This is a genomic window from Sutcliffiella halmapala (genome assembly GCF_002019665.1).
GTDB lineage: Bacteria > Bacillota > Bacilli > Bacillales > Bacillaceae_I > Sutcliffiella_A > Sutcliffiella_A halmapala.
In genome coordinates, this window is record NZ_KV917375.1 from 240,949 (window position 1) to 266,173 (window position 25,225).

Consider the following 25,225-nt stretch of genomic DNA (forward strand, 5'->3'; position numbering starts at 1 on the left):
GGAGACAATAATGAAAAAGAAGAATTTTTTACCTTGGATTATAGGTATCTCAATACTAGTGAATGCACTTGTTGTGGTTTTATTTTTCCTCCCACAATATGAAGGACTTTCTCATGTGGATCTAACCTTCCTACCAATGATGAATGCAATTTTTAACAGCTTTACCTTTATCTTTTTAGTTTGCGCTCTAATCGCGATATTAAAGAAAAACATCACTATTCACCGCCGCTTTATTTTAGCAGCTTTTACTTCTACAACCTTATTTTTAGTGACGTATGTGACTTACCACTCGTTAACAGAGTCCACTCCTTTTGGAGGAGAAGGCATCATTCGTTCCATTTATTTCTTTATTTTACTCACACACATTGTGTTAGCGGTCGTGATTGTACCCTTAGCACTCTATTCATTGGCAACAGGCTTAAGCATGCAAAAGGAAAAGCATCGCAAAATTGCCCGATGGACGATGCCATTATGGTTATATGTTAGTTTAACGGGCGTTATTGTGTACTTTATGATATCTCCGTATTATTAAGGAGGAAGAAAAGAATGAGCATTACATTAGAGAAAGTTTTGCAACGTTTGCAAGCGGAATTAAATCTTGCACATCAAACAGGAAATCTGCAAAAGAAACGGGAGCATCTGGCTGCGATGAAATCTTTATGTGAGCTAGCGCTAGAAACAGATGACGAATATGAGCAAAAAGCCGTTGCGCCGAGAGTCCAAGCAGCGACTCCTAGCTATCCAATGAACAACTTTGTTCCTCAAGTCCCAATTCAACAACCGATTCAACCAATTACCACGCTCCCCTCTAAGCCAATAAAAGAGGATGAAGCGAACGGCGATTCGATTTTCGACTTCTAGTAGCCAGATCTAATGCTGGATGAGATGGTGAAAAATTGCCCAACAATAATCGAACTTCCGAAAAGTTACCATACTAAATTGTATGATTTGTACTCAAACTAAAAACACCCCAGCAATGGAGGTGTTTTTATATGGTGGGTAGAACAGATGGAACCTTTTTCGGGTTAGTTCCTTTTATAAATGGTCAAATGATTGATACATCGTCAAAGCTAACCCATGATCGCTATGAAGTTTATGTAAATGGTGATTTTGTTGGTCAAAAAACGCTACTAACGACAAGAGAAGACGTCACAAGTGTGAATGAATTTTTGCACACGCAAGGCTATAACGACTTCATTACAAACCTAGATGGCGATCATTATAATATACAAACGACAAAGAAGGAAAGAGAACTTAAGCAAGCGCTCCAAATTTACCTTCATACTCGTTAGAAAAACGCCCAACACCATCGAGGTGGGGCGTTTTTGTGTGATTAATTTCCGGGAAATATAACGTTTCCGAGAACGGGGAAAATATTGCATCACGACTTTTGTGCAACATGGGCTAAGTGTTTTAAGAAAACATGTTGTTCTAACAATGCTTTGTAAGCTTCCTCTAAGTTAACTTCCTTGAAATGAACTATGCCTCCAACTGGAACCTGTACAAGCTTAGAAATATCCGCCGATATCACCGTCCCAATTCTTCGGTAACCACCAGTTGTCTGGCGATCGGCTAATAGCACGATTGGCTGCCCATCATCTGGAACTTGAATACCTCCTAGCGGAATGGCATCGGAGGCAATTCCGTTGCTGTTAGATGCGGAAAGAAATTTTCCACCTTGAAGCCGATATCCCATACGATCGCCTTGGCTAATTTGATAAGGTTGTGAAAAAAAGTATTCTATATCCTTTGGTGTAAAATGCTTTTCATGTGGTCCAGAAATCACGCGAACAGTGACATCTCTTGGATAAGAGAAATTGTGGCGAAGTCCCCTAGAAGAAAGAGGCGCAAATGCGGCTCCAGCAGAAATGATGGTACCCTTTTGAATCCTCTTACCTAGACTTTCCTTGCTATAGAAAGCCTTACTTCCTAATAGAGTCGGCACAGCATAACCGCCTCTTACGGCTAAATAGGCATATACTCCGGCTTTTTGTGCCCCAAATTCAATTTTGTCCCCTTCTTTTACATAGAGTGTTTTCCACATCTCAACTGGTGCTCCATTAATCGTTGGGGAGAGGTCGGCCCCACAAATTGCAATAATCGCGTCTTTTGCGAGGACCGTTAATGAAGGGCCCTGGATAGCAATCTCGATACTAGCTTCTTCTTTTTTATTTCCAACAAGTAGATTGGCAATTTGGCACGCAGAAGAATCCATCGCACCGGAGGCAACAACCCCTTTTGACTGAAAGTGCTTTCGTCCTAAGTCTTGAAAAGAAGTAAGAAGTCCGGTCTTCTCTACTCTAAATAAAGGGAATGTCATAGCGCATACTCCACCTTGGAAATTTGAATTCCTTTATGAAGAAGTTGTCCATGGAGCTGTTGTGCAAAAAGAATCGCTTGTTCATTGTCTCCATGCAGACAAATGGTATCAACATGAAGCTTTACCATTTCTCCGTCAAGTGATGTTACCGTTCCGTGCTCCACCATTTGCAGTACTTGTTGGACCGCTACATCCACATCATGGATAACCGCATTGGGTTGCGTTCTAGCAGTTAACGTTCCATCATTTTGATAAGTACGATCAGCGAATCCTTCAGATGCGGTTTGAAGGCCGAGATCTTCCCCGGCTCGAATGAGCTCACTACCAGCTAATCCGTATAAAATGAGCGAGGGAGCAAAGACTTTGACCGCTCTTGCGATTGCGTAGGCTAAAGTGTAATTAGTCGCAGCCATATTATACATGGCCCCATGTGGCTTTACATGATGAAGTGTTGTCTGATGTGCTTTGCAAAATGCCTCCATTGCCCCAATTTGATAAAGGACAAGGTGAAAGATTTCATCAGGGGTTAGCGGCAGATTTCTCCGGCCGAAACCTTGAATATCTTGAAAGCCAGGATGCGCTCCAATCGCAACTTGGTTTTCTTTAGCAAACTGGACCGTTCGATACATCACCTGTGGATCACCCGCATGAAAACCACAGGCAATATTGGCAGAAGTCAAATAGGGAAGAATCAACTCGTCATTTCCCATCACAAACGACCCAAAACTTTCCCCTAAGTCACAATTCAAATCAATCGTTTTCATCGTTAAAAATCACTTCCTTTTTCCACTCTTGATGACGCTTTATTTTTTCCTGCCACTCGATAAATTCCTGTTCCTTTATTTGTGAAAAGCGAAGCCTATCCCCAGCCTGAAGCAAAAATGGATCTGGGTCCTCATGTGAAAATATAGGGATAGGAGTCCGCCCAATAAGATTCCACCCACCCGGTGATGCAATTGGATAGACACCAGTTTGATCCCCGCCAATACCAACAGCTCCAGCTTCCACCTTACCTCTTGGGGTCGTAAGTCTTGGCGTCTCAAGGGTAGCAGGAAGGCCATTCAAATAAGGGAAGCCTGGCAAAAACCCGAGCATTGTCACCTCATAAGTCCCGCTAGCATGGGTTTTGATAATAGAGTCAATCGTCGTTTTATGTAAATGAGCCATTCGTGAAAGATCAGGACCGTCATACAAGGTTGGCAAAATAACAGTTCTCGAAGAAGTCAGTGTAGGAGCAGTGGACACTTTGGGCAGCAAAGCAAGCAATTGTTTTTTTACAAGAAAATAATTAGTAGTTGGATAATCATAGAAAATGGTAATACTGCTGAGACCAGGTACAATATCTACCACGCCATCGAATAAATGGTCAGACAAAAACGAACAAATAGAACGAATAGCCGGAGCTTCATTCAAAAACTCAATACGTATCGCTTGGTCTCCAAGTGGTTGTAACATATAATTCATAAAGAATCACCCTTACATCAGCTAAATTGTGTTATACATTAAATATGTTCCCGGATTTTTTGAACATTCTTTATAATAAGCTTAAACTAAAGGTTCTGTTAAAGTACAGTGTTGATTTATAGGTACCTAGCTGTTGATTGGAGCACGAGGCGAAGTCCTGCGGGAGGTAGCATTTTGTGGAGACCCCGCAGGCAAAAAAGCCGAGGAGGCTCCACAAGCGCCCCGCGGAAAGCGAAGCCTCGTGCGGAAATCAACAGCGGTGTTTAACAGAGCCAAACTAAAAAAAGAGGATAGGAAAGGTGGATAATGAAATGAATCTTTTTATCATACTAGGAGCAATAAACGCCTTCTTAGCAGTTGCATTAGGGGCATTTGGCGCCCATGGCTTAGAAGGAAAAGTAACAGAAAGAATGCTAGAAATTTGGAAAACAGGAGTCACTTATCAAATGTTCCACGCAGGCGGTCTATTCGTCATCGCCTTCATGATCGATCGCCTCGGCAGCACAGGCCTTCTAACTACAGCCGGCTGGTCCATGTTTATCGGAATCATTTTATTCTCAGGAAGCCTCTACATACTCACCATCTCCGGAGTTAAAATCCTAGGAGCCATCACACCACTAGGTGGATTAGCATTCCTACTTGGGTGGGTATTAGTGATTGTAGCTGCAATTAAAGCATAAGCCATAGCCATATTAAAGCCCATTGATGATGAAAAGGTGGAGTGTTAAGTATCTCCGTCTCCCCCTGTAGATTGAAGTGGAAGGTGTGAGACTCCTGCGGGAGGCTCCACAAGCGCCCCGCGGAAAGCGAACACCTGGCACGGAAATCAACAGGGTGTTCAAAGTTGTTACCGTATTTTCAGGCTAGCTAAACATAAAATAAACACTCCAGAGCGAGGTGAAATGAAAAACTCGCTTTAGAGTGTTTTTTATATAACTAATTAGATACTGAACGAGCCGCTTGCACTTTTCTTGATGTCTAGCACAAGCGGCTAGCTCCTCGAGTCATAAGCCATCTTTTCTGCAGAGGTAAAAATCGACCTCCTCCGAAAAACTTTCTTATGCTTGTCGGAACTGAACGAGCCGCTTCCACTTTTCTCGTTACCTTGGTGAATACTGACTTAACTGTCCTTGCCCTCCAAAATGAGGCTCATAATCTAACTCTTCATCAAATGTCACATAATCAAGATAAACCATTAAAAGTAGATAGCGTTTCCCAGTCTGTGGATCACTCAAAATCAAGTGATCACGTCCTGCCGCCTCAATAATCCCTTTGAAAATCTTCGCATTCCATTCACGATTGTTCTCAAAAGTCATATAGGCTGTTGCTAATTTACCACGGTTTAAACGCAAGATATTTTCTACATAAGATTGCTCTAGCGGTAACATTCCTGGAACATCAGTCGATGGTGTAGCTGCTTGTGTTGGAAAGCTAGGTGTTGGCATACCTGTTTGTTGTCCGGCTACTTGTTGTTGTGGAAATCCCCCAGTAAAACCGTAAGGAAACCCGGCTTGTTGGCCATATGCGCGACTATAGGCTGAGTAAGGATCTCCATACCCCGCAGAATAAGGGTACCCCGTTGCTTGTGAAAATTGTTGACTCATCTGTCATTCCCTCCTCGAAAACGTGTAAGTATTCTTTTTCTCTTTTCTAAAAGGTTCTATAAACCTCTGGACAATTTGCTTCTGTTGGAGAAAAGAAGCAATGTGCTTTAAACTGACCAGAATTTGGCTGATTGTACCACTGTGCCGGGCACGGGCCATCCGGTCGGAAAAACCATAAAGAAAATGTTGCAGGGTCAAAACGCTCCCCCTTAAGAACTCTTCTCGCTAATCTAATTTCTTGCTCTCTTGCACCCTGATAAAAATAACCCTTTTGTGTCGCTTCAAAGCCACCAGGACTTTGATACACCATTCTATCGATACTGGTAATAGTCTTAAAATCTAAGCAATTAGCACGAACACGATTGACTCCAACATTTCCAACCAATAACATACCTAAAACACCTTCGCCCTCAGCCTCAGCTCGCAAAAGCCTAGCTAAAGTCTTTACATCTGCTTCATTGTGCTTTATAACTGCCATTTTCTCACCTCACACCTGCTTTTAAGGCATAGGTCATTCCCTATAGCTACTCACTTATAAGATATTGAGTGGGCAGAAAATGGTGCACCATTTTAACAATAATAATAAATAAATCACACTACTTGATTGTATGAATGTTGGTGGGAGAATATGACTTGGGTTGATTTTGTTTCGGGGTGGTCGGAGGAGGAGGGAATGGCAGTAGGATACAAAATCCCATGAAAAAAGTGCCGACTCCTACTATAAAAGTAGAAATCCGCACCTATAAATGGCTTATTTTAAATTAAACGTATAAGAAAGAGTAAACTTTTTCTTCCTCAAGTAAGTTTCCAACAAAGAATGTACCGAATTCACCAAAACGAGCACTTACTTCGTCAAAACGCATTTCGTATACAAGCTTTTTGAATTGAAGCGCTTCGTCTGCAAATAAAGTAACGCCCCACTCATAATCATCGAATCCAACAGAGCCTGTGATGACTTGTTTTACTTTTCCAGCGTACTGGCGGCCAATCATTCCGTGGCTGCGCATCATGCTGCGACGCTCTTCCATTGGAAGCATATACCAGTTATCCTCACCAACACGACGCTTGTCCATTGGATAGAAACAAACATGCTTCGCTTTTGGTAATTCTGGGTATAGTCTAGCAAGAATTTGCGGATTTTGATATGGATCCTCACCGGCAGGAAGATAGTTGCTTAACTCGACGATGGATACATAAGAATGTACCGGAATCGTGTATTGAGCAAAAGTCGTCTTGTTAAATTCATTTTCAATGTCGTTCAACTCTTCTAAAGTTGGGCGAAGAAGCATCATCATGAAATCTGCTTTTTGACCAACAATCGTGTACAACGCGTGGCTTCCATTCTTCTCTGCTTGCGTGTTGTTCCATTTTTCCACAAGTCCAAGAAATTCATTAATTGCCGTTTGGCGTTCTTCGCTAGAAAGTGTTTTCCAAAGGGACCAGTCTATGGAACGGAAATCATGTAAGCTATACCAACCATCTAATGTTTGAGCTGCTTCACTCATTACAATCACTCCTATATAAGAATTTAATTTATGAATGTACTATGTATTCCTTCTAACTATAACACAGTTTAACCTTATCTTCTTCTTTGTAAAACTGCTAAAATGTGACGAGTTGATGAATAGGATAAGACGGGGCAGATACAATAGTAGGGCTAAGACAGAAGCGCTTTTTTAGAAAATAAAGACTTTTCCTTGAAAGCGATAACAATGACGGGTATTGGTTGCTTTTCATTTTTGTTGAAGTATCCTTATCAGTAGAAGCTAATTAAAGCGAATGAAGGAGAGACTTGCATGAGCGATTTATTTGTAACACTAAAAGAAAAAGTAGCAGGACAAGATATAAAAATAGTTTTCCCAGAAGGAAACGATGAGCGAGTACTAACAGCTGTAGCCCGTTTGGCAGCTGAAAATATGGTGAAGCCAGTTGTTGTGGGAGATCTAGATGAGATAAACGCATTAGCAGACAGCCTACAACTTTCCCTAGATGGCGTGGAAATCTATGATCCAAAAACGTATGAGCACTTGGAAGAGCTAGTAGCATCCTTTGTAGAGCGTCGTAAAGGGAAATCATCTGAAGAGGATGCACGAAAAACTCTGATGAACCCAAACTATTTTGGAACAATGCTTGTGCATGTAAACCGCGCGCAAGGCTTAGTAAGTGGCGCTGCACATTCAACAGCAGATACGGTTCGACCGGCATTACAAATCATTAAAACAAAAGAAGGCGTACGAAAGACTTCTGGAGTATTCATCATGGTCCGTAACGACGAGAAATATGTATTCGCAGATTGCGCAATCAACATTTCTCCTGACAGCAAAGATTTAGCGGAAATTGCTGTGGAAAGTGCAGCAACAGCGAGAATGTTCAACATCGAGCCAAAGGTTGCGATGCTAAGCTTTTCGACAAACGGATCAGCGAAATCTCCTGAAACAGAACGCGTAGTAGAAGCGGCGCGCTTAGCTGCAGAACGTGACCCAGAGCTAGTAGTGGACGGCGAATTCCAATTTGATGCAGCATTTGTTCCATCTGTTGCAGAGAAAAAAGCACCGGATTCCATTATCAAAGGCGACGCAAATGTATTCGTATTCCCAAGCCTAGAAGCAGGAAACATCGGCTACAAAATCGCCCAACGCCTAGGTAACTTCGAAGCAGTAGGACCAATTTTACAAGGCCTCAACAAACCAGTTAATGACCTATCTCGTGGATGTAGCGTAGAAGACGTCTACAAACTAGCCTTAATTACAGCTGGACAAGCGATGAACTAAACCATTATAAGAGGGAAACTACGAGAGATTGATGCGTAGTTTCCTTTTTTGTTTGCTAAGCAACTTTAAGGGGGGAATTAGAGGGCGATTAAGTTGGGGTTATTAGGAAAACCGTGCTAAAAGGAAAATAGTGGACAAATCAAGGCGCCATCGTGCCCTGAAACTTCGAAAAAAGAGAATAGAGGGAACGATCAAGGCGTCATCGTGCCCTGAAACTTCGATAAAATCAAATAGAGGGAACGATCAAGGCGCCATCGTGCCCTGAAACTTCGAAAAAAGAGAATAGAGGGAACGATCAAGGATAAAGTCCATATAATTGTGTAAATAGAAAGGTCACCATCATGACCCGTGGTGTTACAATGTTTTCGACCAAGAAAACTACACGCACGGAGGACATGATGATGACCCAAATCAATATTACTATAAATTTAGAAGATCTCAAAGAGAAAATCGAAAAAAGCGCTTTAGAATCACCTGTAAAAGCATCCCTTTCCCTTATTTTAAATTCTTTGATGGAAAAAGAAAGAGATGAGTACATCAACGCACTCTCTCATGAGAGAACTGAAGAACGCCGATCCTATCGGAATGGGTATTATGAGCGTGAGTTGATTACGGGAGCTGGTTCTCTAAAACTTAGAGTTCCTCGTACACGAGATGGGGAATTTTCTACCACTGTCTTTCAAAAATATGCACGCTGCGAACAGGCTCTTATTCTTTCCATGATTGAAATGGTGGTAAATGGGGTTTCTACACGAAAGGTAACGAAAATTGTAGAAGAGCTGTGTGGGAAAAGTGTGTCTAAATCTCTCGTTTCCAATTTAACCAAAACACTTGATCCTATCATCAACGAATGGAGAAACCGTCCATTAAACACGTTTTACTACCCTTATGTTTACGTGGACGCTCTATATATCAAGGTTCGGGAAAACCAAAAGGTGGTGTCTAAAAGTGTTCATATTGCTTGTGGGGTGAACCAAAACGGGCATAGAGAAATCATTGGCTTGAAAGTTAATCACTCGGAATCCACTGAAAGCTGGTCTAATTTCTTTGAGTACCTAAAATCTAGAGGACTTCAATCTCCTAAAATGGTGATCTCTGATGCCCATGCTGGTTTGGTTTCTTCCATTCAAACATCATTCTTAGGAACCTCTTGGCAGAGATGTGTGGTCCATTTCTTAAGGAACATCATGGACACCCTCCCTAAAAAGACAACAGAAGCTCGACAAGAGCTTAAAGACATGTTTCAGAACTCGGATATCAAACTTGTAAGAGAGATGAAAGCCCGTTTTGTGGAAAAGTACCAAGACACAAAGGGCTTCAGTAAAGCTATTAATAAACTAGAGGATGGGTTTGAGGACGCTATTCAATTTCATTCACAACCAGTTCAACACCATAAGAACCTACGTACCACTAACATGTTAGAACGTGTTAACAGAGAAATACGTAGAAGAGAACGAGTCATTCAGATTTTCCCTAATGAACAATCTGCCAATCGAATCATTGGAGCCGTTTTAATGAATATAGAAGCAGACTGGAATAAGCATAACATCCCCTATCTAAAAGATATCAAGCCTAATTAACCCTAAAAGATAGTGGTTAAGCCTAATTTCAAATTGACATCGAGCCTCTGTGGGCATGATGAAAAGCCAGGAAGCCAGGTTTCTTAAACCTGGCCTGCCCACGCAGGCTATCATGCCCACCTCTCGATGTAAATTCGAAATACGTATCGCTCACCTAATCTTATTTATTGTCTTGTCGAAACTCATTGTTGACACTTTTACACAATAATATGGACTTGACTGATCAAGGCGTCATCGTGCCCTGAAATTTCGATAAAAAGAAATAGAGGGAACGATCAAGGCGTCATCGTGCCCTGAAACTTCGAAAAAAGAGAATAGAGGGAACGATCAAGGCGTCATCGTGCCCTGAAACTTTGATAAAAAGAAATAGAGGGAACGATCAAGGCGTCATCGTTCCCTGAAACTTCGAAAAAAGAAATAGAGGGAACGATCAAGGCGCCATCGTGCCCTGAAACTTCGAAAAAAGAGAATAGAGGGAACGATCAAGGCGCCATCGTGCCCTGAAACTTCGAAAAAAGAGAATAGAGGGAACGATCAAGGCGTCATCGTGCCCTGAAACTTCGATAAAATCAAAAAGAGGGAACGATCGATCCACCATCGTACCCTAAATCAGCAAGAAATAGAAATAGAGGGAAAAATTGAACCGAAACCATGCCCAACCAGCTAAAACCTCACGCCATCCAACAAAGAAACCACTCTATTTACCATTTTTCACAAAAGCAATGTATTTAATTTATTCTAAGCATTCCTCACAACCTTTCCCTCACCCCAAAACTTGTATTATAATGCTTAAAGGAAAAGAAAGTACGGAAACGTAGTAGAGGAGTATGAACGATGACAGAAGCAAATATCGCAGCGGCCAAGCAACTACTGAAACAGCCGAGCTGGCGAATTATAGATCAATCATCCTTAGGGGCAAACTTCCACGCGCTGCAATCCTTTGCGATGGATGATACCTTGTGTACATCTGTTGGAAAAGGAGAGAGCGGTGCGGTATGTCGCACGTGGGTTCATGAGAATACAATCGTGCTTGGCATTCAAGACACGCGTCTCCCACACCTACAAACTGGAATCCAATACCTTGAAAGTGAAGGCTATCAAGTAATTGTCCGGAATTCTGGTGGCTTGGCGGTCGTGCTAGACAATGGCGTGCTCAATGTGTCACTAGTGTTTCCAGAAGGCGAGAAAGCAATCGACATTAATAGAGGTTATGATGCGATGTTTGAATTAACCAAGCATATGTTCAAGGACCTCACAACGGAGATCCAAGCAAAAGAAATAGTGGGTTCTTACTGTCCGGGCAGCTATGACCTTAGCATCGGAGATAAAAAGTTCGCTGGCATTTCACAGCGGAGAATTCGCGGTGGGGTAGCGGTCCAAATTTATCTTTGTATAGATGGAAGCGGTTCCCAGCGTGCCGCGCTGATCGGCGAGTTTTACAAGCGAGCACTTCAAGGGGAACAAACCAAATTTGCCTTTCCAACGATAAACCCAAGTGTCATGGCATCGTTGACAGAACTCACGGGTCAACCCCTAACTATACAAGATGTGATGCTTAGACTTCTGACCTCGCTCAAAGAACTAAGCGGCACCATTTTTGCTAATACCCTCCAAGAGAACGAAAACGAGCTATATTATAACTATTATCAAAGGATAGTAGAGCGAAATGAGAAAGTTTTGTAAAAACAAAGGGTGCCTAACCCCCAGTGTCTAAAGCACTGGGAGTCAGGCACCCCATTATCTATTCCGCCAGCTTCTCCAAATTTCCATTGCGATCCATCATAAACTTAGATGGTACGCGATCTTCCTCATCGAACAGCACGAGCTTACGTGCGCGGTTCATGATTTTCATTAATGTTTCGTAATCTTCTTGAACAGTAAGCTGCTCATCTTGCAGGAGTTGAACACGTTTCTCCAGCTCTTGCGTTTTGCGAGCTAGCTCGGCGTTCTCTTTTACTAATCTCTCATTTTCAAGTTGTAGAGCGCTAGTATGAACGTTTGTGTGTTTCATGGTTTGTAAGAAACCGATAACCTGATCAAGCGATGAAGGGCCGCTAGTAAAGCTAGAATAACTAGGCTGCTTCGCTTTTGTTTCTGCTTCTTTTCGTTCAACTCTTGTTTGTGGTACAGGAGGTTGTTCCTCAATTTGCTCTAGAACATATGGAATGTCCTCTTCCACAATGGATTCCGGTGGACTGTAAAGTAGTTTTTTCGTTGGCTGCCCTAATGCGCGCTGCCTTTGTTTTCTTTGTTTTTTTGCTAGCTGTAGTGCTTTTTCATAATCATGACGGACAACTGCGTTCCAGCGAAATCCACAAGCAGCTGAAGTGCGGTTCAGCTTGTCACCAACCTCTTCAAATGCGTTAAGCTGTGTGCTGCCTTCTCTAACATGTCGCAAAACTGTTTCGGCTAGTAATAAATCATTCTCTTCTGACCATGCGTCTTGACGATATTTCATGGTTAACTCAACTCCCTTTTCTATCTAAGTTCTGTTATTATTTTTGACCAGAAAAAAATATTTATACATATTCATAGAAAAAATTACTAGATTGTTATCTACCGCGATTTAGAGCCACATCATCTAGAAACCAGCTTGCATTGAACAATTTTTACATGTAAAATATCAGTTGCAATTAGAAAAGATAGTGAATGATTTCACGTAAAGTGTCTGTTCAAAAAGGAAAGCATCTTTTGAACACCTCTTACTATAAATTTGACCGCTAGAAAGGGTTGTGTAAGACCATGGCGAATGAATTTCGTATATGCGATGATTGCCAAGCAACCAACATCAAAACGTTAATTCCGAAGCTGAAAAAGGTAGACGAAGAAGCGACGCTGGATGTAGCATGCCAATCATATTGTGGACCAGGGAGAAAGAAGTCGTTTGCCTTCGTAAACAATCGTCCTGTTTCTGCACCAACAGAAGATGAATTAATCGATAAAATAATGAAAAAGCTAAAAAAATAAAAAATCGCCTTCGTATTCGTACAAAGGTGATTTTTTATTCGCCAATTTTACGCTGGGGAAGGCTAAAAGATTAAGAATCTAGACTTTTTACATGAAACCACTCATAAAGAAAAGAAGTTAGGAAAATGGTAGAATGACGAAAAAAAGAGTAGATAGCCATCTGATGGGGTAAAACCAAGATAGACTCGCGATTTTCCAGTACTATCGTCCTTTCCATGTAAAAAAAATACTATATAATAGAATTACTTACAAAATAGTCGAGAGAATAATAAACTACAACGCTTGCTTCAATATTCTTTTTAATAACTGTTTTTCCCATACGCCACATGTAAACGAGGTCAAATAAATATGAGTTATGCTACAGAAAAATTAAGTGAAGAAAAAGTATTTAAAGATCCTGTCCATCGCTATGTGCATGTTCGTGACCGTGTGATATGGGATTTGGTAGGAACGAGAGAGTTCCAACGCTTGCGTAGAATTCGCCAACTAGGTACCACCTATTTAACGTTTCATGGGGCGGAACATAGCCGACTCAATCACTCCTTAGGGGTATATGAAATCGTCCGGAGAATTATTGATGGTGGCTTTGAAGGACGAGCAGATTGGAACCCAAACGACCGCCTGTTATGTTTGTGTGCAGCATTGCTTCACGATCTAGGACACGGGCCTTTTTCCCATTCCTTTGAAAAAGTTTTTCATCTCGATCATGAGGACTTTACACAAGCGATTATTTTAGGTGAAACAGAGGTAAATGCAGTGCTACGTAAAGTGCACAAGGATTTCCCGAAGCATGTTGCTGAAGTGATTGCCAAAACGTATAAAAACAAATTAGTAGTAAGCTTAATCTCTAGCCAAATTGATGCAGATAGAATGGATTATTTGTTACGCGATGCTTATTTTACAGGGGTCAGCTATGGGAATTTTGACATGGAGCGTATCTTGCGAGTGATGCGTCCAAGAGAAGACCAGGTGGTAATTAAATCAAGTGGGATGCATGCGGTCGAGGACTATATTATGAGTCGTTATCAAATGTATTGGCAGGTTTATTTTCACCCTGTAACTCGAAGTGCGGAAGTTATTCTGACGAAAATTCTACACCGCGCAAAGCAACTATACCAAGAAAACTACACATTCAAACATAACCCAATTCACTTTTATTCATTATTTGAAGAGAAGCTTGCGCTTGAAGATTATATAAAATTAGATGAAGCCGTTATTATGTACTACTTCCAAGCATGGGAGGAAGAAGAAGATTCGATATTAAGTGACTTATGTCGACGATTTATGAACAGGAATTTGTTTAAGTATGTCGAATTTAATCCAAATAAGCAGATGATGGACTTATTGGAGTTAATGGGACTATTTAAAAAAGCAGGACTTGATCCAGAGTACTATCTAGTAGTGGATTCCTCCTCTGATCTGCCATACGACTTTTACCGTCCAGGCGAAGAAGAAGAACGACTCCCCATTCATCTATTAATGCCAAATGGGGATATTCGTGAGCTTTCAAGAGAATCAGAGATAGTGGAAGCCATTTCTGGCAAAAGAAGAACGGACCATAAGCTTTATTTTCCACAAGACATCTTAGAGGATCAAACGTCAAAACGATCAATCAAGAAAAAAATTAGAGAGATTTTAGGAATATAGGCAACGGATACACGTTAGGAGATGAAGGGTTTGTTGATCGATCACGCGAAATTAATGAAGGTTTTTGCTTCAGCTGGGGAAGTCATTGGGAGAAAGAAGCTCCAAAAAATGGTGTACATAGCGAAAAAGCTAAACTATCCATTTTATGAAAAGTACAATTTTCACTTTTACGGTCCCTATTCAGAAGAGGTTACCCTGCGAGTAGAAGAGCTTTGCAACCTGGGCTTCTTACATGAACTTAAGGAAAACAAAGGCGGCTACTCCCAATATCGTTACTCCCTCACAGAAACGGGAGCAGAGTTTTTAACCCATTACGATTTAGAGATGCCACACTTGAACGAATGCATGACTGCCATGAACGAACAAAGCTCTCGATTTTTAGAGCTCGTTTCCACCGTATTATTTTTCGATAATCTGCCAAAAGAAGAAGTGCAGGAAAAAGTGTTCACGCTCAAAAGCAAACAGCGTTACACCGAACAAGAAGTGGACGAGGCATACGATTATATTGAAAAGCTGCGTGCGCAGTTAGTGAGCTAGGCCTTGGATGAGGCTTGGCTTTTTTTGTGTGGGGGAATTTCGAGTTCACCAATATCCCATAAAAAAAGTAGCCCCATATTCGGAGCTACCTACCGTTGAATCTTACTGATCACTCAATCGTTTTCCACCAACAGCATAATGGCTTTTTGTCATTTCTTCGATAAAAACGACAATATTGCCTTCAGGAGCACCTGTTGTTTCACTTACGGCAGCTGTAACCTTCTCTACCAATGCTTTCTTTTGTTCTTCTGTGCGACCTTCTAGCATTTTTACAGTAACATATGGCATGTGATGACTCTCCTTTATCTCTTCTAATATTTTCAAAACTCTCATAAGTTATTGTATACTTATTTTAAAAGAACGTATAGAAAAGGGGAAAATGTTTGGAAGGTCTTTTAAGTTTTTTACCTTTTGATTTGGAGCTTGTTCCATATATCGCAATCACACTTATCATTGCTTTTACGCTTCACGAATATGCCCATGCATTTGTAGCGTACAAGTTTGGCGATCCAACCGCTAAAAATCAGGGCAGGTTAACGTTAGCGCCGCATGTACATCTAGATCCGATTGGGACAATCCTTATTTTTATTGCGGGATTTGGGTGGGCTAAACCAGTGCCTGTTAATCGATTTCATTTTAAGCGTCCAAAGCTAGCAGGAATATTGGTATCCTTGGCTGGACCACTTAGCAACTTATTACTTGCCTGCATTGGTTATTTTATCTTCTTTTTTATGTTAGGCTTTGGAATGTTGGATGGATTGTCGGTTACGGTTCGGGAGATAATAGAAACGTTTTTTAGTATATTTACGTATTTAAATGTGTTGCTGTTTATCTTTAATTTACTACCGTTTCCGCCACTTGATGGCTACCGAATTTTAGAGGATCTTGCACCAGCTCATTTTCGGGCAAAAATGACACAACTAGAACCATATGGTGTGTTAATTTTCTTAGTGTTAATTTTTACAAGTCTTGGTGATTATACAATTAGGCCGATTTTGTATGATGTGATACCTTTTGTACAGGGAACACTTATGCAATGGTTTACGGCTCTGTTTTTACATTAAGGTCACTCATTTAAAACCCTGTTGATCTCCGTGCCAGGTGTTCGCTTTCCGCGGGCGGTCCGGGAGCCTCCTCGGCCTAGCGGCCTGCGGGGTCTCCCTTGTCCCTTCCTCCCGCAGGAGTCTCACACCTTGCACTCCGATCAACAGGGGGGACGGGTTTACTATATCGTTAACCAACCTAAGTCTCATTTTCATGATCCACGGTTCAATTTACATATGAATTGCTTGGGGTGGAGATTAACGAATAAGATTAATATGGATTTATGTTAAGTAGTGGCAGGATAATAAGTTATATCTGAAATAGTATTAGATTAAGGGGGAAGTTTTATGGACCAGGAAAAGAAAAAGAAATCTATTGGGTTTAATATTATAAAAAGTGATCCAACAGATGGGCATGGTGGGTTTGGTATTGGGGCGTTAAGTTTGGATAATGTGTCACCTGTATTTGTCGATGTAGAGGGTGGCGAAGCATTTGTTGATATTGGTGCGATGCATGCAAGAAGTTCGGTGGAAAAAGGAATTAAGTTTTTGAAAACTAAAGAGGAAGTACCTAATGGTAAACCATTTTGGCTTGTCTGGGTAACAATCGACCGAAAGCTAGAAGGGCCCTATTATGCAGGGGTGACTGCTTGTGAAATGACAGTGGACCGCTCTATCAGAAGAGGATACAAATCCTTGCCTGAGCATGTGAACAAAATGGACAAATCAATGAAACGTCATATTATGGTAGACCATATGGATGATCGCTCAAAAACTATCTTGCAAAACTATTTAATGACTCATGACAGTGGAATGTGGGAGCGTTCATTAGAAGAATTGAAAAATCAGTTAGCAACGAAATAAAATGTCAATAGGATATCAAAAATAAAGTTGTGACATTTTTTTGAACGTTCCTCGTTACCTACTTGAGTTATTACAGTAAAAAAAGTAAACTTAATCTACATGTGTATAGAACACATGGAAGGCTAGGACACCTTTAACCCCCGAGAGAATTCTTTCGGGGGTTTAAACTTTTTCAGGATATAATTTTTATCACGCTTTATTAGATAAGATTAGTCTTCGCTAGCTTTCCTTTCCTATAACCAAGGTACGATTTTCTTCCACCATTTCTCTACTTTATCCGGAGTAGGTTCTTCCGGCAAACTAGTCTCTTCCTCGACATTTTCTGTATGAGCCATGCAAAATTCTGTTGGTTCGGTTCCTTTTAGATAATACGTCATTCTTGAGACAGGGCAATCTGCAGTTGATAATAAGCCGCTCTGTGGATTCACCTGTACGGCAACGACATTTTCTGTAGGACGAAAGGCAATGACCGATTTATTTTCCAACGCCTTCTCCATAAAGCCTGCCCATATTGTCTTCGCATACTGTTTCTCAGTCCATAATGAAATCGATTGATCGCGATCATAGCCAGTCCAAACAGCACTAACCAACTGGGGAGTGTAGCCGATCATCCAGCTATCAGTCTCCGTCGATCCGGATTTTCCAGCATAAGGACGAGTAAGCTGATCACGAATCGCATTTCCTGTAACAGCCATATAGCCGTTTAACGTAGTATCAAACATGCCAGTCATCATATGGTTCAGTACGAAAGTAACGTCAGGATCTAAAAGCTCCTTGGACTCTCTTTCCCGTTCAAAAAGCACCTCGCCGCGATAATTAACCACCTTTTCGATAAAAACGGGTTTCACTTCGTTTCCACCATTGGCAAAAATACTATAGGCATTCGCCATATCTAGCACGCGAACAGGGGATGTTCCTAATGCAAGCGACGGTACTGGGTTCAGATTTGAAGTAATGCCAAGCTTTTTTGCCTGCTTTGCCAACTCGGTTTTCCCTAATAGTAAATGTGCTTTCACGGCATACACATTATCAGAAAGTGGTAACGCCTGCATCATCGTTAACGTATCGTTCGCATAATAATTGTTAAAATTATGCGGTGTATAGGTAGAACGACCATCGTCTACTTGAAATGTAGTTACCTCACTTCTAAAGCCAGTGGAAGGGGTGAAACCTTGCTCTAATGCACGATAGTATAGAAACGGTTTAAAGGTAGAACCAGGCTGTCTTTCCGCTTGAGTAACGCGATTATAAGGACTTTCTTCATAATTCCGTCCACCTACTAACGCAAGAACCCTTCCAGATTTCGGCTCCATCGACACAAAGCCAACCTGCATGTTGGAGGTAGGGTCGAATGTCGCATCAATTTCTTGTTCAGCAATTGCTTGAAGTTCTGGGTCTAGTGTCGTATAGATGTGCAGCCCACCCATTTCTAACTCTTCCTGTAGCTTTAAGTCATTTTTAATAACAGAACGGACAGCATCTTGGAAGTAAGGGGCCATAAATTCCTTCGGTAAATGCTCGCGGTTGCCATATACTAAGGGGGTTGCTAATGTAAGAGCAACTTCCTCACTCGTAATATTTTTATTGTCCACCATCGACTGAAGTACAGTCTTTTGCCGAGTTAAAGCCCGCTCCTGATCGGCAAAAGGCGAAAAAACACTCGGCCCCTTTGGAATCCCAGCTAACATACTTGCTTCTGCCAAATTTAAATCACGTGCCGGCTTGCCAAAATAATAATAGGACGCGGATTCAACTCCATACGCGCCATGGCCGTAATAAATCGTATTTAAATACCCCTCTAAAATCTCTTCCTTTGTATAATTGGCTTCGATTCGAATAGTGTACAACGCTTCCTCTATTTTTCGCTTCCATGTTTTTTCGTGTTCTAAAAAAAGATTACGGGCATACTGCTGAGAAATGGTACTTGCTCCTTGGACCTTTGCCATCGCCTTAATGTCAGCAAGCAACGCTCCTGCAATCCTTTTCGGATCAAAACCATGGTGTGTAAAAAAGCGCCGATCCTCTACAGCAATCGTTGCATCAATGAGGTGAGGAGAAACATCCTCCACCCCCACCCAATATCGCTTCTCTCCGCTATGTGCCTCCCCGATAATAGACCCATCTTTACTGTAAATGATAGAAGATTGGGTCACGGCAAGAGGAGGCGCCCCTTTTGATTTTGCATAAATCAGCACACCACTAATCACTAGAAACAACAAGATTGCTAGGATAAATAAAATAAAAATAAGCGCACGAACCATTTTTAAAACCTGCTGCAATCTATCATTTGTGATCAATTCCATTTCCACGAGCCCCCTTTATGACAAAAGAATTATATTTAATAGTCCTGAACAATCCATTTTCTATATTTCTACACATACTATTACTTCTCAGTATGAAAACCTTTCCCCCGTTTTAAACATTTTCAAAAAAAATAAAATTTTAACTTGAATTTTTGCTAGATTCATCTATACTTTTTTCTTGTTGTATAAAAATTAATTTATGTTTGCAATTTTTATGGTTAGGGAACGATAAAAGCGAAGATTTAATTGGATAGAAAGCAAAAGGAAGCACTAAATGCAGCCTTACGAATGAGACGAGTTAGGATTTAAAGCAAGAAACTAACAACCTAACGGATCTAATAAAAAACGAAGGGAAGTTGTACAAATGGAATTATGGTACACAGAATATCAAACAAAGAATTTTGGAATTACAGCGAAAATTAAGCGCACTTTACATACAGAACAAACCGAGTTTCAAAAACTAGACATGGTAGAAACAGAAGAATTCGGAAACATGCTCGTATTAGATGGCATGGTTATGACAACACAAAAAGACGAGTTCGTTTACCACGAAATGGTGGCACACGTTCCATTATTCACTCACCCCAACCCAGAGAACGTTTTAGTAGTAGGCGGCGGTGACGGTGGTGTAATTCGTGAAGTATTAAAGCACCCAAGCGTGAAAAAAGCGACACTAGTAGAAATCGATGGCAAAGTAATCGAGTACTCGAAAATCTACCTACCTGAAATCGCAGGCATGCTAGACGACGCACGCGTTGAAGTAAAAGTTGGAGACGGCTTCATGCACATCGCAGAAAGCGAAAACGTATACGACGTAATTATGGTTGACTCCACAGAGCCAGTAGGCCCAGCAGTTAACCTATTCACAAAAGGCTTCTATGCAGGAATCTCAAAAGCGTTAAAAGAAGACGGTGTATTCGTTGCACAAACAGACAATCCTTGGTTCACACCAGAACTAATCACAAACGTACAACGTGACGTACGCGAAATCTTCCCGATTACACGCCTATACATCGCGAACATCCCAACATACCCAAGCGGAATGTGGACATTCACGATCGGATCCAAAAAACACGATCCACTGGAAGTAACAGAAGACCGCTTCCACGAAATCGAAACGAAGTACTACACAAAAGAGCTTCACAAGGCGGCATTTGCATTGCCTAAGTTTGTTGGGGATTTAATTAAGTAAAATAAGTGAAAAAAGCCCAAATGGGGCCTGACCCCATTTGGGTATATATGTAATAAGGGGCCATGCCCCAAAGGAGGAACCTACACATGCGCTTTGACGAAGCATACTCAGGTAACGTATTTATCAAAAGCCATCCAAGCTTTGAAGACAGTCAAGCAGTAATCTATGGAATGCCGATGGATTGGACCGTTAGTTATCGTCCAGGTTCACGTTTCGGTCCTTCTCGTATCCGCGAGGTTTCCATTGGACTTGAGGAATTCAGTCCTTATCTTGATCGTGAGCTGGAAGAAGTGAAATATTTTGATGCTGGAGACATTCCACTACCTTTTGGAAATCCACAAAAAAGCATCGAGATGATCGAGGAGTACATAGATCAGCTTTTAGCGGCAGATAAGTTCCCACTTGGAATGGGTGGCGAACATTTAGTGTCTTGGCCAGTTATTAAAGCGATGCACAAAAAATATCCAGATCTTGCAATTATCCACATGGATGCGCACACAGATCTTCGCGACGATTATGAAGGGGAGCCACTTTCCCACTCCACGCCAATTAAAAAGGCTGCGAACTTAATCGGACCAACTAATGTTTACTCCTTTGGTATCCGCTCTGGAATGAGAGAAGAATTCCAATGGGCCAAGGAAGTAGGCATGCACATTTCGAAATTTGAAGTGCTAGAGCCGTTAAAAGAAATCCTGCCGACACTAGCTGGCCGTCCTGTTTATGTAACAATCGACATCGACGTATTAGATCCAGCACATGCACCTGGTACAGGGACAGTAGATTGCGGAGGCATTACATCTCGTGAGCTTTTAGCTTCTATCCATGAGATTGCACGCTCTGAAGTCAACGTAGTAGGAGCAGATCTAGTAGAAGTAGCACCAATCTATGACCCATCTGAACAAACAGCAAACACAGCAAGCAAACTCATTCGTGAAATGATTCTTGGCTGGGTAAAATAATGACAGAGAGCCTTGTCCATGACGAGTAACAAGTCGTGTGGACGGGGCTCTTTTTAATTATTAGGCTCTGATAAAAGTGAATGTTGATTTTACTGTGTTTGAAAAATAAACGGTAAAATTCCGCTTAAATTTGGAAATACCTATATTTCCTTAAAAATAAAGGAAGTTTTTCCGTTTATATTATCCAAATCCTTGGATTTTATCTTATTTAGAGCAGTTAATCGGAATATCTCCGCTTATATCTGCTTCTTAAGCTTCTCGATATACATTAGTCGGAAATTCTCCGCCTATGAATTCCCATACCTACACGAAAATCAACAATGAACCATAACAGAGGCAATTATTAAGATGAGCGCTTCAATTTCTTCATAAACAAATACCCCTCCTATTGAACTTGCTCCACTACTTGTTTTATACTAGGTAAGTTACAGAAAAGTATAAGCTCGCCAATGGCGTTCACATAAAGGAAGTGTCACGGTTGCATCACAAGCAAAACAACGCGAAAATGCCGATCAAGGTGAAGTTTAAGTCCGAAATTCTTCATGAGCAGGAAACGCAGGTTATGGCTTTTGAATCAAATGGTCAATACTACATAAAAGGTGAAACAGAATACATCGTTTTTTCTGAGGATTATGAAGGCAGAGAAAAGGTCGATGTCATTTATAAAATATCTAATCAAGAGGTTTGGGTCGGTCGTTCTGGCTCAGTGAAAATGAGACAATCATTCCGAGCGGGGGAGCAAACTGCTGGTACCCTTGAGAGTGACTTCGGTAGTTTTCATCTTGACATTGATACTGAAAAAGTTGTGAAAATGCAGGATCCTCAGAAAAACAGAGGCTCCATTCAGCTTCAATATCAACTAAAAGTGCAAGGGCAATTAACCGGGCAATATTTTATTACGATTCACTATGAGGAGGAACAAGCGAAATGAACATAGTAGAACAGGTGCAAGAGCGCTTAAAAACTGAAATTAAAGATGCTGTCATTAAAGCAGGATTGGCAACAGAAGAGCAAATTCCAGATGTAGTGTTAGAAACGCCAAAGGACAAGGCAAATGGGGATTACTCGACAAACATGGCGATGCAATTAGCACGTGTAGCAAAAAAAGCGCCACGAATGATTGCGGAAGAGCTTGTAAAGAATTTTGATCAGTCCAAAGCATCTATTGAAAAAATAGACATCGCTGGACCTGGCTTTATCAACTTTTACATGAACAATTCGTACTTAACAGATTTAATTCCAACTGTTCTTACACAAGGTGCTGATTATGGAAAATCTAATGTGGGTAATGGGGAGAAAATTAACGTCGAGTTTGTATCTGCCAATCCAACAGGAGACTTGCATTTAGGGCATGCCCGTGGAGCTGCAGTAGGTGATTCTCTTTGTAATGTGTTAGAAAAAGCTGGCTATAGTGTGACAAGAGAATACTATATTAATGATGCTGGTAACCAAATAAACAACCTGGCATTATCAGTAGAAGCTCGCTACTTCCAAGCGCTAGGTCAAGAGAAAGCAATGCCAGAAGACGGGTACCATGGAAAAGATATCATTGGAATCGGACAAGCAATTGCCGATGAATATGGCGATCGCTTTGTGCACGAATCAGAAGAGGACCGCCGTAGCTTTTTCCGTGAATACGGTCTTAAATATGAAATGAAAAAGCTTCAACAAGATCTAGAAGAGTTCCGTGTACGTTTTGATGTGTGGTACTCAGAAACATCTTTATACCATAATGGCAAGATTGATGATGCGCTTTCGACGCTTCGTGAAAAAGGCCATATTTATGAAGAAGAAGGTGCGACTTGGTTCCGTTCTATGGAGTTTGGTGATGATAAGAACCGTGTATTAATAAAAAATGATGGCTCTTACACTTATTTAACGCCGGATATTGCTTACCATCAAGATAAGCTAAAGCGCGGGCACGATAAGCTGATCAATATTTGGGGAGCAGACCACCATGGTTATATCCCTCGTATGAAAGCAGCGATCGAGGCGTTAGGCTACGGCAAAGACGCGCTTGAAGTGGAAATAATCCAGCTCGTTCATTTATTCCAAAACGGGGAAAAAATGAAAATGAGTAAGCGTACAGGAAAAGCGGTAACGATGCGTGACCTAATGGAAGAAGTAGGGTTAGATGCTGTTCGTTATTTCTTCGCAATGCGCAGTGGTGACACACACTTAGACTTTGATATGGACTTAGCAGTGTCACAATCTAATGAAAATCCAGTATTCTATGCCCAATACGCACATGCGCGTATTTGCAGCATGCTTCGTCAAGGAGAAGAGCTTGGTTTAACATTAGATGGTGAATTTGCATTAGAGCACATCCATGCAGAAAAAGAAATCGACTTATTGAAAAAACTTGGGGAATACCCACTTGCAGTAGCAGAAGCGGCGCAAAAACGGATTCCACATCGTATCACGAACTATACATTTGAATTATCATCGGCATTACACAGTTTCTACAACGCAGAAAAAGTGTTAGATGCAGACAATATGGAAAAGTCAAAAGCACGTCTCGCACTAATGAAAGCAGTACAAATTACATTGCAGGACGCATTACGCTTAATTGGAGTATCCGCGCCTGAGAAAATGTAATCAGATAGGTTACGATTACCATTTAAGGCTCACTACTTTTATGAGTAGTGAACCTTTTTTTGGTGATACTGAAAAATAAAAGAGATTGAATTCAACAATAAGTGCGTGTTCAAAAATTTATTTTTACCGGACTTTTTGAACATCAGCAACGAAGGAGTTTTTCAACCATGAAAGAAAGTTTATTAGCACTATTAACAGGCCTACTAGTTGGCTTCCTATTTGCCCTATTCCGCCTACCAATCCCAGCACCACCAGTCTTCTCCGGTATCATCGGAATCGTCGGCATCTACCTCGGCTACAGACTATTCATGATCATTTCCCCACTGTTCGGCAGAGCGGTGGAATAAAAGAATGAGGTGCCTGGCCTCAAATGGGTAATTTAACCATTTGGGGCCAGGCACCTTTTCACTTACCATTCAATCATCGCTCCGCCAATGCGCTTTACGCTGCGGAATTTGGCGATTTCTTCGACGAGCTGCAGGGCGGCTTCGTCTTTACGTTTAGCCTCAATCATAAAGTCTACATCTTGCCCAAGACGGACCACGACCTGCAAAAACTCCTGGAGAAACTCCAAGTCCACATAATCGGCATGATGCCTCAGCTTCTTTTCGGAAACAGGGGAGGAGATATGGATTTTTGGAATAATCCCAATCGAGCTCCACGACTCATAAACACGGGGCAATAATTCTTCCCAAGAAGTCTCACTTGGATTAGCAAACTCATGATGGTAGTCAAAAACTAGTGGAATGCCAAGCTTTTCACATAGCGTTAGCGTTTCCTCCGTTGTATATGTCTTATCATCATTCTCCAAAGTCATTCGCTTAAAAACAGGTTCTGGCAATCGCTTAATATTTTCTAAAAAGCGCTCTAACGCCAACTCCTTATTACCATAAGCTCCACCGACATGAATATTAATGGTACTATTCTGTTCTAACTCCATCGCCTTTAACATCTCATAATGATACATCATATTCTCGACTGCATTTTCGGTAATATGCGGCTTATCGCTCGTAAACAAGGTAAACTGATTAGGATGAAAGCTAACCCGCATCCCGTACTGCTTTACCAAATCTCCAATTTCTTTAAATTCCGACCTGAAATGAGAAATAAAATCCCACTTCACCTCAGGATGCGTGGCGAGTGGGACAATGGAAGAGGAGAAGCGAAACACCTTGATATCGTGAGCAATACAATAGTAAATCGTACGCAATGTATTCGTTAAATTTTGCCGAGTGACATCCAGTAGCTTTTCCTGCCTCTCTTCCGTCGATAACTGCTGATAACGCGTAAAGGTGAGCGTTTTGGAAGGAGAAGCATCCCACATATTCCAAACCTGGCCGACAAAGCCAAATCGTATCCTCATCATCGATCCCCCT

Annotated in this window: 27 protein-coding genes; 17 read left to right on the top strand and 10 right to left on the bottom strand. The window is 41.3% G+C overall.

The features are described from left to right. Positions 1-10: 10 nt before the first annotated feature. From BK580_RS01145 to BK580_RS01155, 3 genes are all read left to right on the top strand, one after another. Positions 11-532 (top strand): DUF420 domain-containing protein, encoded by a 522-nt coding sequence (locus BK580_RS01145; RefSeq protein ID WP_078378557.1) that lies wholly within the window; start codon positions 11-13, stop codon positions 530-532. Between the two features lie 14 nt (positions 533-546). Further along, positions 547-861 (top strand): YwdI family protein, encoded by a 315-nt coding sequence (locus tag BK580_RS01150; protein WP_078378558.1) that lies wholly within the window; start codon positions 547-549, stop codon positions 859-861. Positions 862-992: 131 nt separating this feature from the next. Next, entirely contained in the window at positions 993-1,292 is a 300-nt protein-coding gene (locus BK580_RS01155) for a hypothetical protein (protein ID WP_078378559.1), read from the top strand. Between the two features lie 89 nt (positions 1,293-1,381). On the opposite strand, the gene BK580_RS01160 is transcribed toward BK580_RS01155, so the two are convergent. The 3 genes from BK580_RS01160 to pxpB are packed head-to-tail and all read right to left on the bottom strand — an operon-like array spanning position 1,382 to position 3,784. Then, positions 1,382-2,320 (bottom strand): 5-oxoprolinase subunit C family protein, encoded by a 939-nt coding sequence (locus BK580_RS01160; protein ID WP_078378560.1) that lies wholly within the window; start codon positions 2,318-2,320, stop codon positions 1,382-1,384. After that, positions 2,317-3,084: a 5-oxoprolinase subunit PxpA gene (locus BK580_RS01165; RefSeq protein WP_078378561.1), complete on the bottom strand. Its 768-nt coding sequence runs from the start codon at positions 3,082-3,084 to the stop codon at positions 2,317-2,319. The genes BK580_RS01160 and BK580_RS01165 overlap by 4 nt, the downstream gene beginning before the upstream one ends. After that, a complete protein-coding gene (gene pxpB, locus BK580_RS01170) occupies positions 3,071-3,784 on the bottom strand; it encodes a 5-oxoprolinase subunit PxpB (protein WP_078378562.1) in 714 nt (237 codons plus the stop codon). The genes BK580_RS01165 and pxpB overlap by 14 nt, the downstream gene beginning before the upstream one ends. Before the next feature lie 311 nt (positions 3,785-4,095). Between pxpB and BK580_RS01175 the strand changes: the two genes are divergently transcribed. Next, the gene (locus BK580_RS01175; RefSeq protein ID WP_078382599.1) at positions 4,096-4,464 is read left to right on the top strand and encodes a DUF423 domain-containing protein; all 369 of its coding nucleotides are present in this window, start codon (positions 4,096-4,098) and stop codon (positions 4,462-4,464) included. A gap of 420 nt (positions 4,465-4,884) precedes the next feature. Here BK580_RS01175 and gerQ read toward each other — a convergent pair whose 3' ends face one another. The 3 genes from gerQ to hemQ all read right to left on the bottom strand — a co-directional run bounded on the left by gerQ (position 4,885) and on the right by hemQ (position 6,893). Further along, positions 4,885-5,388: a spore coat protein GerQ gene (gene gerQ, locus BK580_RS01180; protein ID WP_078378563.1), complete on the bottom strand. Its 504-nt coding sequence runs from the start codon at positions 5,386-5,388 to the stop codon at positions 4,885-4,887. A gap of 46 nt (positions 5,389-5,434) precedes the next feature. After that, positions 5,435-5,866, bottom strand: coding sequence for a cell wall hydrolase (locus BK580_RS01185; protein ID WP_078378564.1), 432 nt, complete (start codon positions 5,864-5,866; stop codon positions 5,435-5,437). Positions 5,867-6,149: 283 nt separating this feature from the next. Further along, on the bottom strand, positions 6,150-6,893 hold the full coding sequence (gene hemQ, locus BK580_RS01190; protein WP_078378565.1) for a hydrogen peroxide-dependent heme synthase: 744 nt from the start codon (positions 6,891-6,893) through the stop codon (positions 6,150-6,152). 291 nt (positions 6,894-7,184) lie between these two features. Between hemQ and pta the strand changes: the two genes are divergently transcribed. The 3 genes from pta (at position 7,185) to BK580_RS01210 (ending at position 11,422) form a co-directional block, all read left to right on the top strand. Further along, on the top strand, positions 7,185-8,159 hold the full coding sequence (pta, locus tag BK580_RS01195) for a phosphate acetyltransferase (protein WP_078378566.1): 975 nt from the start codon (positions 7,185-7,187) through the stop codon (positions 8,157-8,159). A 401-nt stretch (positions 8,160-8,560) separates the two neighbouring features. Beyond that, a complete protein-coding gene (locus tag BK580_RS01200) occupies positions 8,561-9,739 on the top strand; it encodes an IS256 family transposase (RefSeq protein ID WP_078378567.1) in 1,179 nt (392 codons plus the stop codon). An 849-nt stretch (positions 9,740-10,588) separates the two neighbouring features. Next, the gene (locus tag BK580_RS01210; protein ID WP_408055252.1) at positions 10,589-11,422 is read left to right on the top strand and encodes an octanoyl-[GcvH]:protein N-octanoyltransferase; all 834 of its coding nucleotides are present in this window, start codon (positions 10,589-10,591) and stop codon (positions 11,420-11,422) included. A 58-nt stretch (positions 11,423-11,480) separates the two neighbouring features. Here BK580_RS01210 and BK580_RS01215 read toward each other — a convergent pair whose 3' ends face one another. After that, on the bottom strand, positions 11,481-12,197 hold the full coding sequence (locus BK580_RS01215; RefSeq protein ID WP_078378570.1) for an RsfA family transcriptional regulator: 717 nt from the start codon (positions 12,195-12,197) through the stop codon (positions 11,481-11,483). 284 nt (positions 12,198-12,481) lie between these two features. On the opposite strand from BK580_RS01215, the gene BK580_RS01220 reads away from it, so the two are divergent. The 3 genes from BK580_RS01220 (at position 12,482) to BK580_RS01230 (ending at position 14,890) form a co-directional block, all read left to right on the top strand. Further along, positions 12,482-12,706 carry a YuzB family protein gene (locus tag BK580_RS01220; RefSeq protein ID WP_078378571.1) on the top strand — a complete coding sequence of 75 codons (225 nt, stop codon included), beginning with the start codon at positions 12,482-12,484 and terminating at the stop codon, positions 12,704-12,706. A gap of 348 nt (positions 12,707-13,054) precedes the next feature. Beyond that, positions 13,055-14,353, top strand: a complete 1,299-nt coding sequence (locus tag BK580_RS01225; RefSeq protein ID WP_078378572.1) for an HD domain-containing protein — start codon at positions 13,055-13,057, stop codon at positions 14,351-14,353. A 30-nt stretch (positions 14,354-14,383) separates the two neighbouring features. Beyond that, a complete protein-coding gene (locus BK580_RS01230) occupies positions 14,384-14,890 on the top strand; it encodes a YwgA family protein (protein WP_139364816.1) in 507 nt (168 codons plus the stop codon). A 102-nt stretch (positions 14,891-14,992) separates the two neighbouring features. Here the strand turns inward: BK580_RS01230 and BK580_RS01235 are convergent, their stop codons facing one another. Then, on the bottom strand, positions 14,993-15,223 hold the full coding sequence (locus BK580_RS01235; protein WP_078378574.1) for a 2-hydroxymuconate tautomerase: 231 nt from the start codon (positions 15,221-15,223) through the stop codon (positions 14,993-14,995). A gap of 50 nt (positions 15,224-15,273) precedes the next feature. Here BK580_RS01235 and BK580_RS01240 point away from each other — a divergent pair, with 50 nt between their 5' ends. Then, complete coding sequence (locus BK580_RS01240; protein ID WP_078378575.1) at positions 15,274-15,954, top strand: site-2 protease family protein; 681 nt, start codon at positions 15,274-15,276, stop codon at positions 15,952-15,954. Positions 15,955-16,281: 327 nt separating this feature from the next. Next, positions 16,282-16,797 carry a YwhD family protein gene (locus tag BK580_RS01245; protein ID WP_078378576.1) on the top strand — a complete coding sequence of 172 codons (516 nt, stop codon included), beginning with the start codon at positions 16,282-16,284 and terminating at the stop codon, positions 16,795-16,797. 233 nt (positions 16,798-17,030) lie between these two features. Here the strand turns inward: BK580_RS01245 and BK580_RS01250 are convergent, their stop codons facing one another. Further along, complete coding sequence (locus tag BK580_RS01250; protein ID WP_078378577.1) at positions 17,031-19,100, bottom strand: transglycosylase domain-containing protein; 2,070 nt, start codon at positions 19,098-19,100, stop codon at positions 17,031-17,033. 364 nt (positions 19,101-19,464) lie between these two features. Between BK580_RS01250 and speE the strand changes: the two genes are divergently transcribed. The 5 genes from speE to BK580_RS01275 all read left to right on the top strand — a co-directional run bounded on the left by speE (position 19,465) and on the right by BK580_RS01275 (position 24,196). Continuing rightward, complete coding sequence (speE, locus tag BK580_RS01255) at positions 19,465-20,292, top strand: spermidine synthase (protein WP_078378578.1); 828 nt, start codon at positions 19,465-19,467, stop codon at positions 20,290-20,292. An 86-nt stretch (positions 20,293-20,378) separates the two neighbouring features. Continuing rightward, complete coding sequence (gene speB / locus BK580_RS01260; RefSeq protein ID WP_078378579.1) at positions 20,379-21,251, top strand: agmatinase; 873 nt, start codon at positions 20,379-20,381, stop codon at positions 21,249-21,251. A 478-nt stretch (positions 21,252-21,729) separates the two neighbouring features. Then, positions 21,730-22,182: a YwiB family protein gene (locus tag BK580_RS01265; protein ID WP_078378580.1), complete on the top strand. Its 453-nt coding sequence runs from the start codon at positions 21,730-21,732 to the stop codon at positions 22,180-22,182. Beyond that, a complete protein-coding gene (argS, locus tag BK580_RS01270) occupies positions 22,179-23,849 on the top strand; it encodes an arginine--tRNA ligase (RefSeq protein WP_078378581.1) in 1,671 nt (556 codons plus the stop codon). Before BK580_RS01265 ends, argS begins: the two co-directional genes overlap by 4 nt. 167 nt (positions 23,850-24,016) lie before the next feature. Then, positions 24,017-24,196: a XapX domain-containing protein gene (locus BK580_RS01275; protein WP_078378582.1), complete on the top strand. Its 180-nt coding sequence runs from the start codon at positions 24,017-24,019 to the stop codon at positions 24,194-24,196. A 62-nt stretch (positions 24,197-24,258) separates the two neighbouring features. Here BK580_RS01275 and uvsE read toward each other — a convergent pair whose 3' ends face one another. Then, the gene (gene uvsE / locus BK580_RS01280) at positions 24,259-25,212 is read right to left on the bottom strand and encodes a UV DNA damage repair endonuclease UvsE (protein WP_078378583.1); all 954 of its coding nucleotides are present in this window, start codon (positions 25,210-25,212) and stop codon (positions 24,259-24,261) included. Between the last annotated feature and the right edge of the window lie 13 nt (positions 25,213-25,225).

Bases quoted from the DNA above. Each gene is read 5' to 3' on its own strand.
- BK580_RS01145 (WP_078378557.1), top strand. From the start codon at position 11: ATGAAAAAGAAGAATTTTTTACCTTGGATTATAGGTATCTCAATACTA.
- BK580_RS01150 (WP_078378558.1), top strand. From the start codon at position 547: ATGAGCATTACATTAGAGAAAGTTTTGCAACGTTTGCAAGCGGAATTA.
- BK580_RS01155 (WP_078378559.1), top strand. From the start codon at position 993: ATGGTGGGTAGAACAGATGGAACCTTTTTCGGGTTAGTTCCTTTTATA.
- BK580_RS01160 (WP_078378560.1), bottom strand. From the start codon at position 2,320: ATGACATTCCCTTTATTTAGAGTAGAGAAGACCGGACTTCTTACTTCT.
- BK580_RS01165 (WP_078378561.1), bottom strand. From the start codon at position 3,084: ATGAAAACGATTGATTTGAATTGTGACTTAGGGGAAAGTTTTGGGTCG.
- pxpB (WP_078378562.1), bottom strand. From the start codon at position 3,784: ATGAATTATATGTTACAACCACTTGGAGACCAAGCGATACGTATTGAG.
- BK580_RS01175 (WP_078382599.1), top strand. From the start codon at position 4,096: ATGAATCTTTTTATCATACTAGGAGCAATAAACGCCTTCTTAGCAGTT.
- gerQ (WP_078378563.1), bottom strand. From the start codon at position 5,388: ATGAGTCAACAATTTTCACAAGCAACGGGGTACCCTTATTCTGCGGGG.
- BK580_RS01185 (WP_078378564.1), bottom strand. From the start codon at position 5,866: ATGGCAGTTATAAAGCACAATGAAGCAGATGTAAAGACTTTAGCTAGG.
- hemQ (WP_078378565.1), bottom strand. From the start codon at position 6,893: ATGAGTGAAGCAGCTCAAACATTAGATGGTTGGTATAGCTTACATGAT.
- pta (WP_078378566.1), top strand. From the start codon at position 7,185: ATGAGCGATTTATTTGTAACACTAAAAGAAAAAGTAGCAGGACAAGAT.
- BK580_RS01200 (WP_078378567.1), top strand. From the start codon at position 8,561: ATGACCCAAATCAATATTACTATAAATTTAGAAGATCTCAAAGAGAAA.
- BK580_RS01215 (WP_078378570.1), bottom strand. From the start codon at position 12,197: ATGAAATATCGTCAAGACGCATGGTCAGAAGAGAATGATTTATTACTA.
- BK580_RS01220 (WP_078378571.1), top strand. From the start codon at position 12,482: ATGGCGAATGAATTTCGTATATGCGATGATTGCCAAGCAACCAACATC.
- BK580_RS01225 (WP_078378572.1), top strand. From the start codon at position 13,055: ATGAGTTATGCTACAGAAAAATTAAGTGAAGAAAAAGTATTTAAAGAT.
- BK580_RS01235 (WP_078378574.1), bottom strand. From the start codon at position 15,223: ATGAGAGTTTTGAAAATATTAGAAGAGATAAAGGAGAGTCATCACATG.
- BK580_RS01245 (WP_078378576.1), top strand. From the start codon at position 16,282: ATGGACCAGGAAAAGAAAAAGAAATCTATTGGGTTTAATATTATAAAA.
- BK580_RS01250 (WP_078378577.1), bottom strand. From the start codon at position 19,100: ATGGAATTGATCACAAATGATAGATTGCAGCAGGTTTTAAAAATGGTT.
- speE (WP_078378578.1), top strand. From the start codon at position 19,465: ATGGAATTATGGTACACAGAATATCAAACAAAGAATTTTGGAATTACA.
- speB (WP_078378579.1), top strand. From the start codon at position 20,379: ATGCGCTTTGACGAAGCATACTCAGGTAACGTATTTATCAAAAGCCAT.
- argS (WP_078378581.1), top strand. From the start codon at position 22,179: ATGAACATAGTAGAACAGGTGCAAGAGCGCTTAAAAACTGAAATTAAA.
- BK580_RS01275 (WP_078378582.1), top strand. From the start codon at position 24,017: ATGAAAGAAAGTTTATTAGCACTATTAACAGGCCTACTAGTTGGCTTC.
- uvsE (WP_078378583.1), bottom strand. From the start codon at position 25,212: ATGAGGATACGATTTGGCTTTGTCGGCCAGGTTTGGAATATGTGGGAT.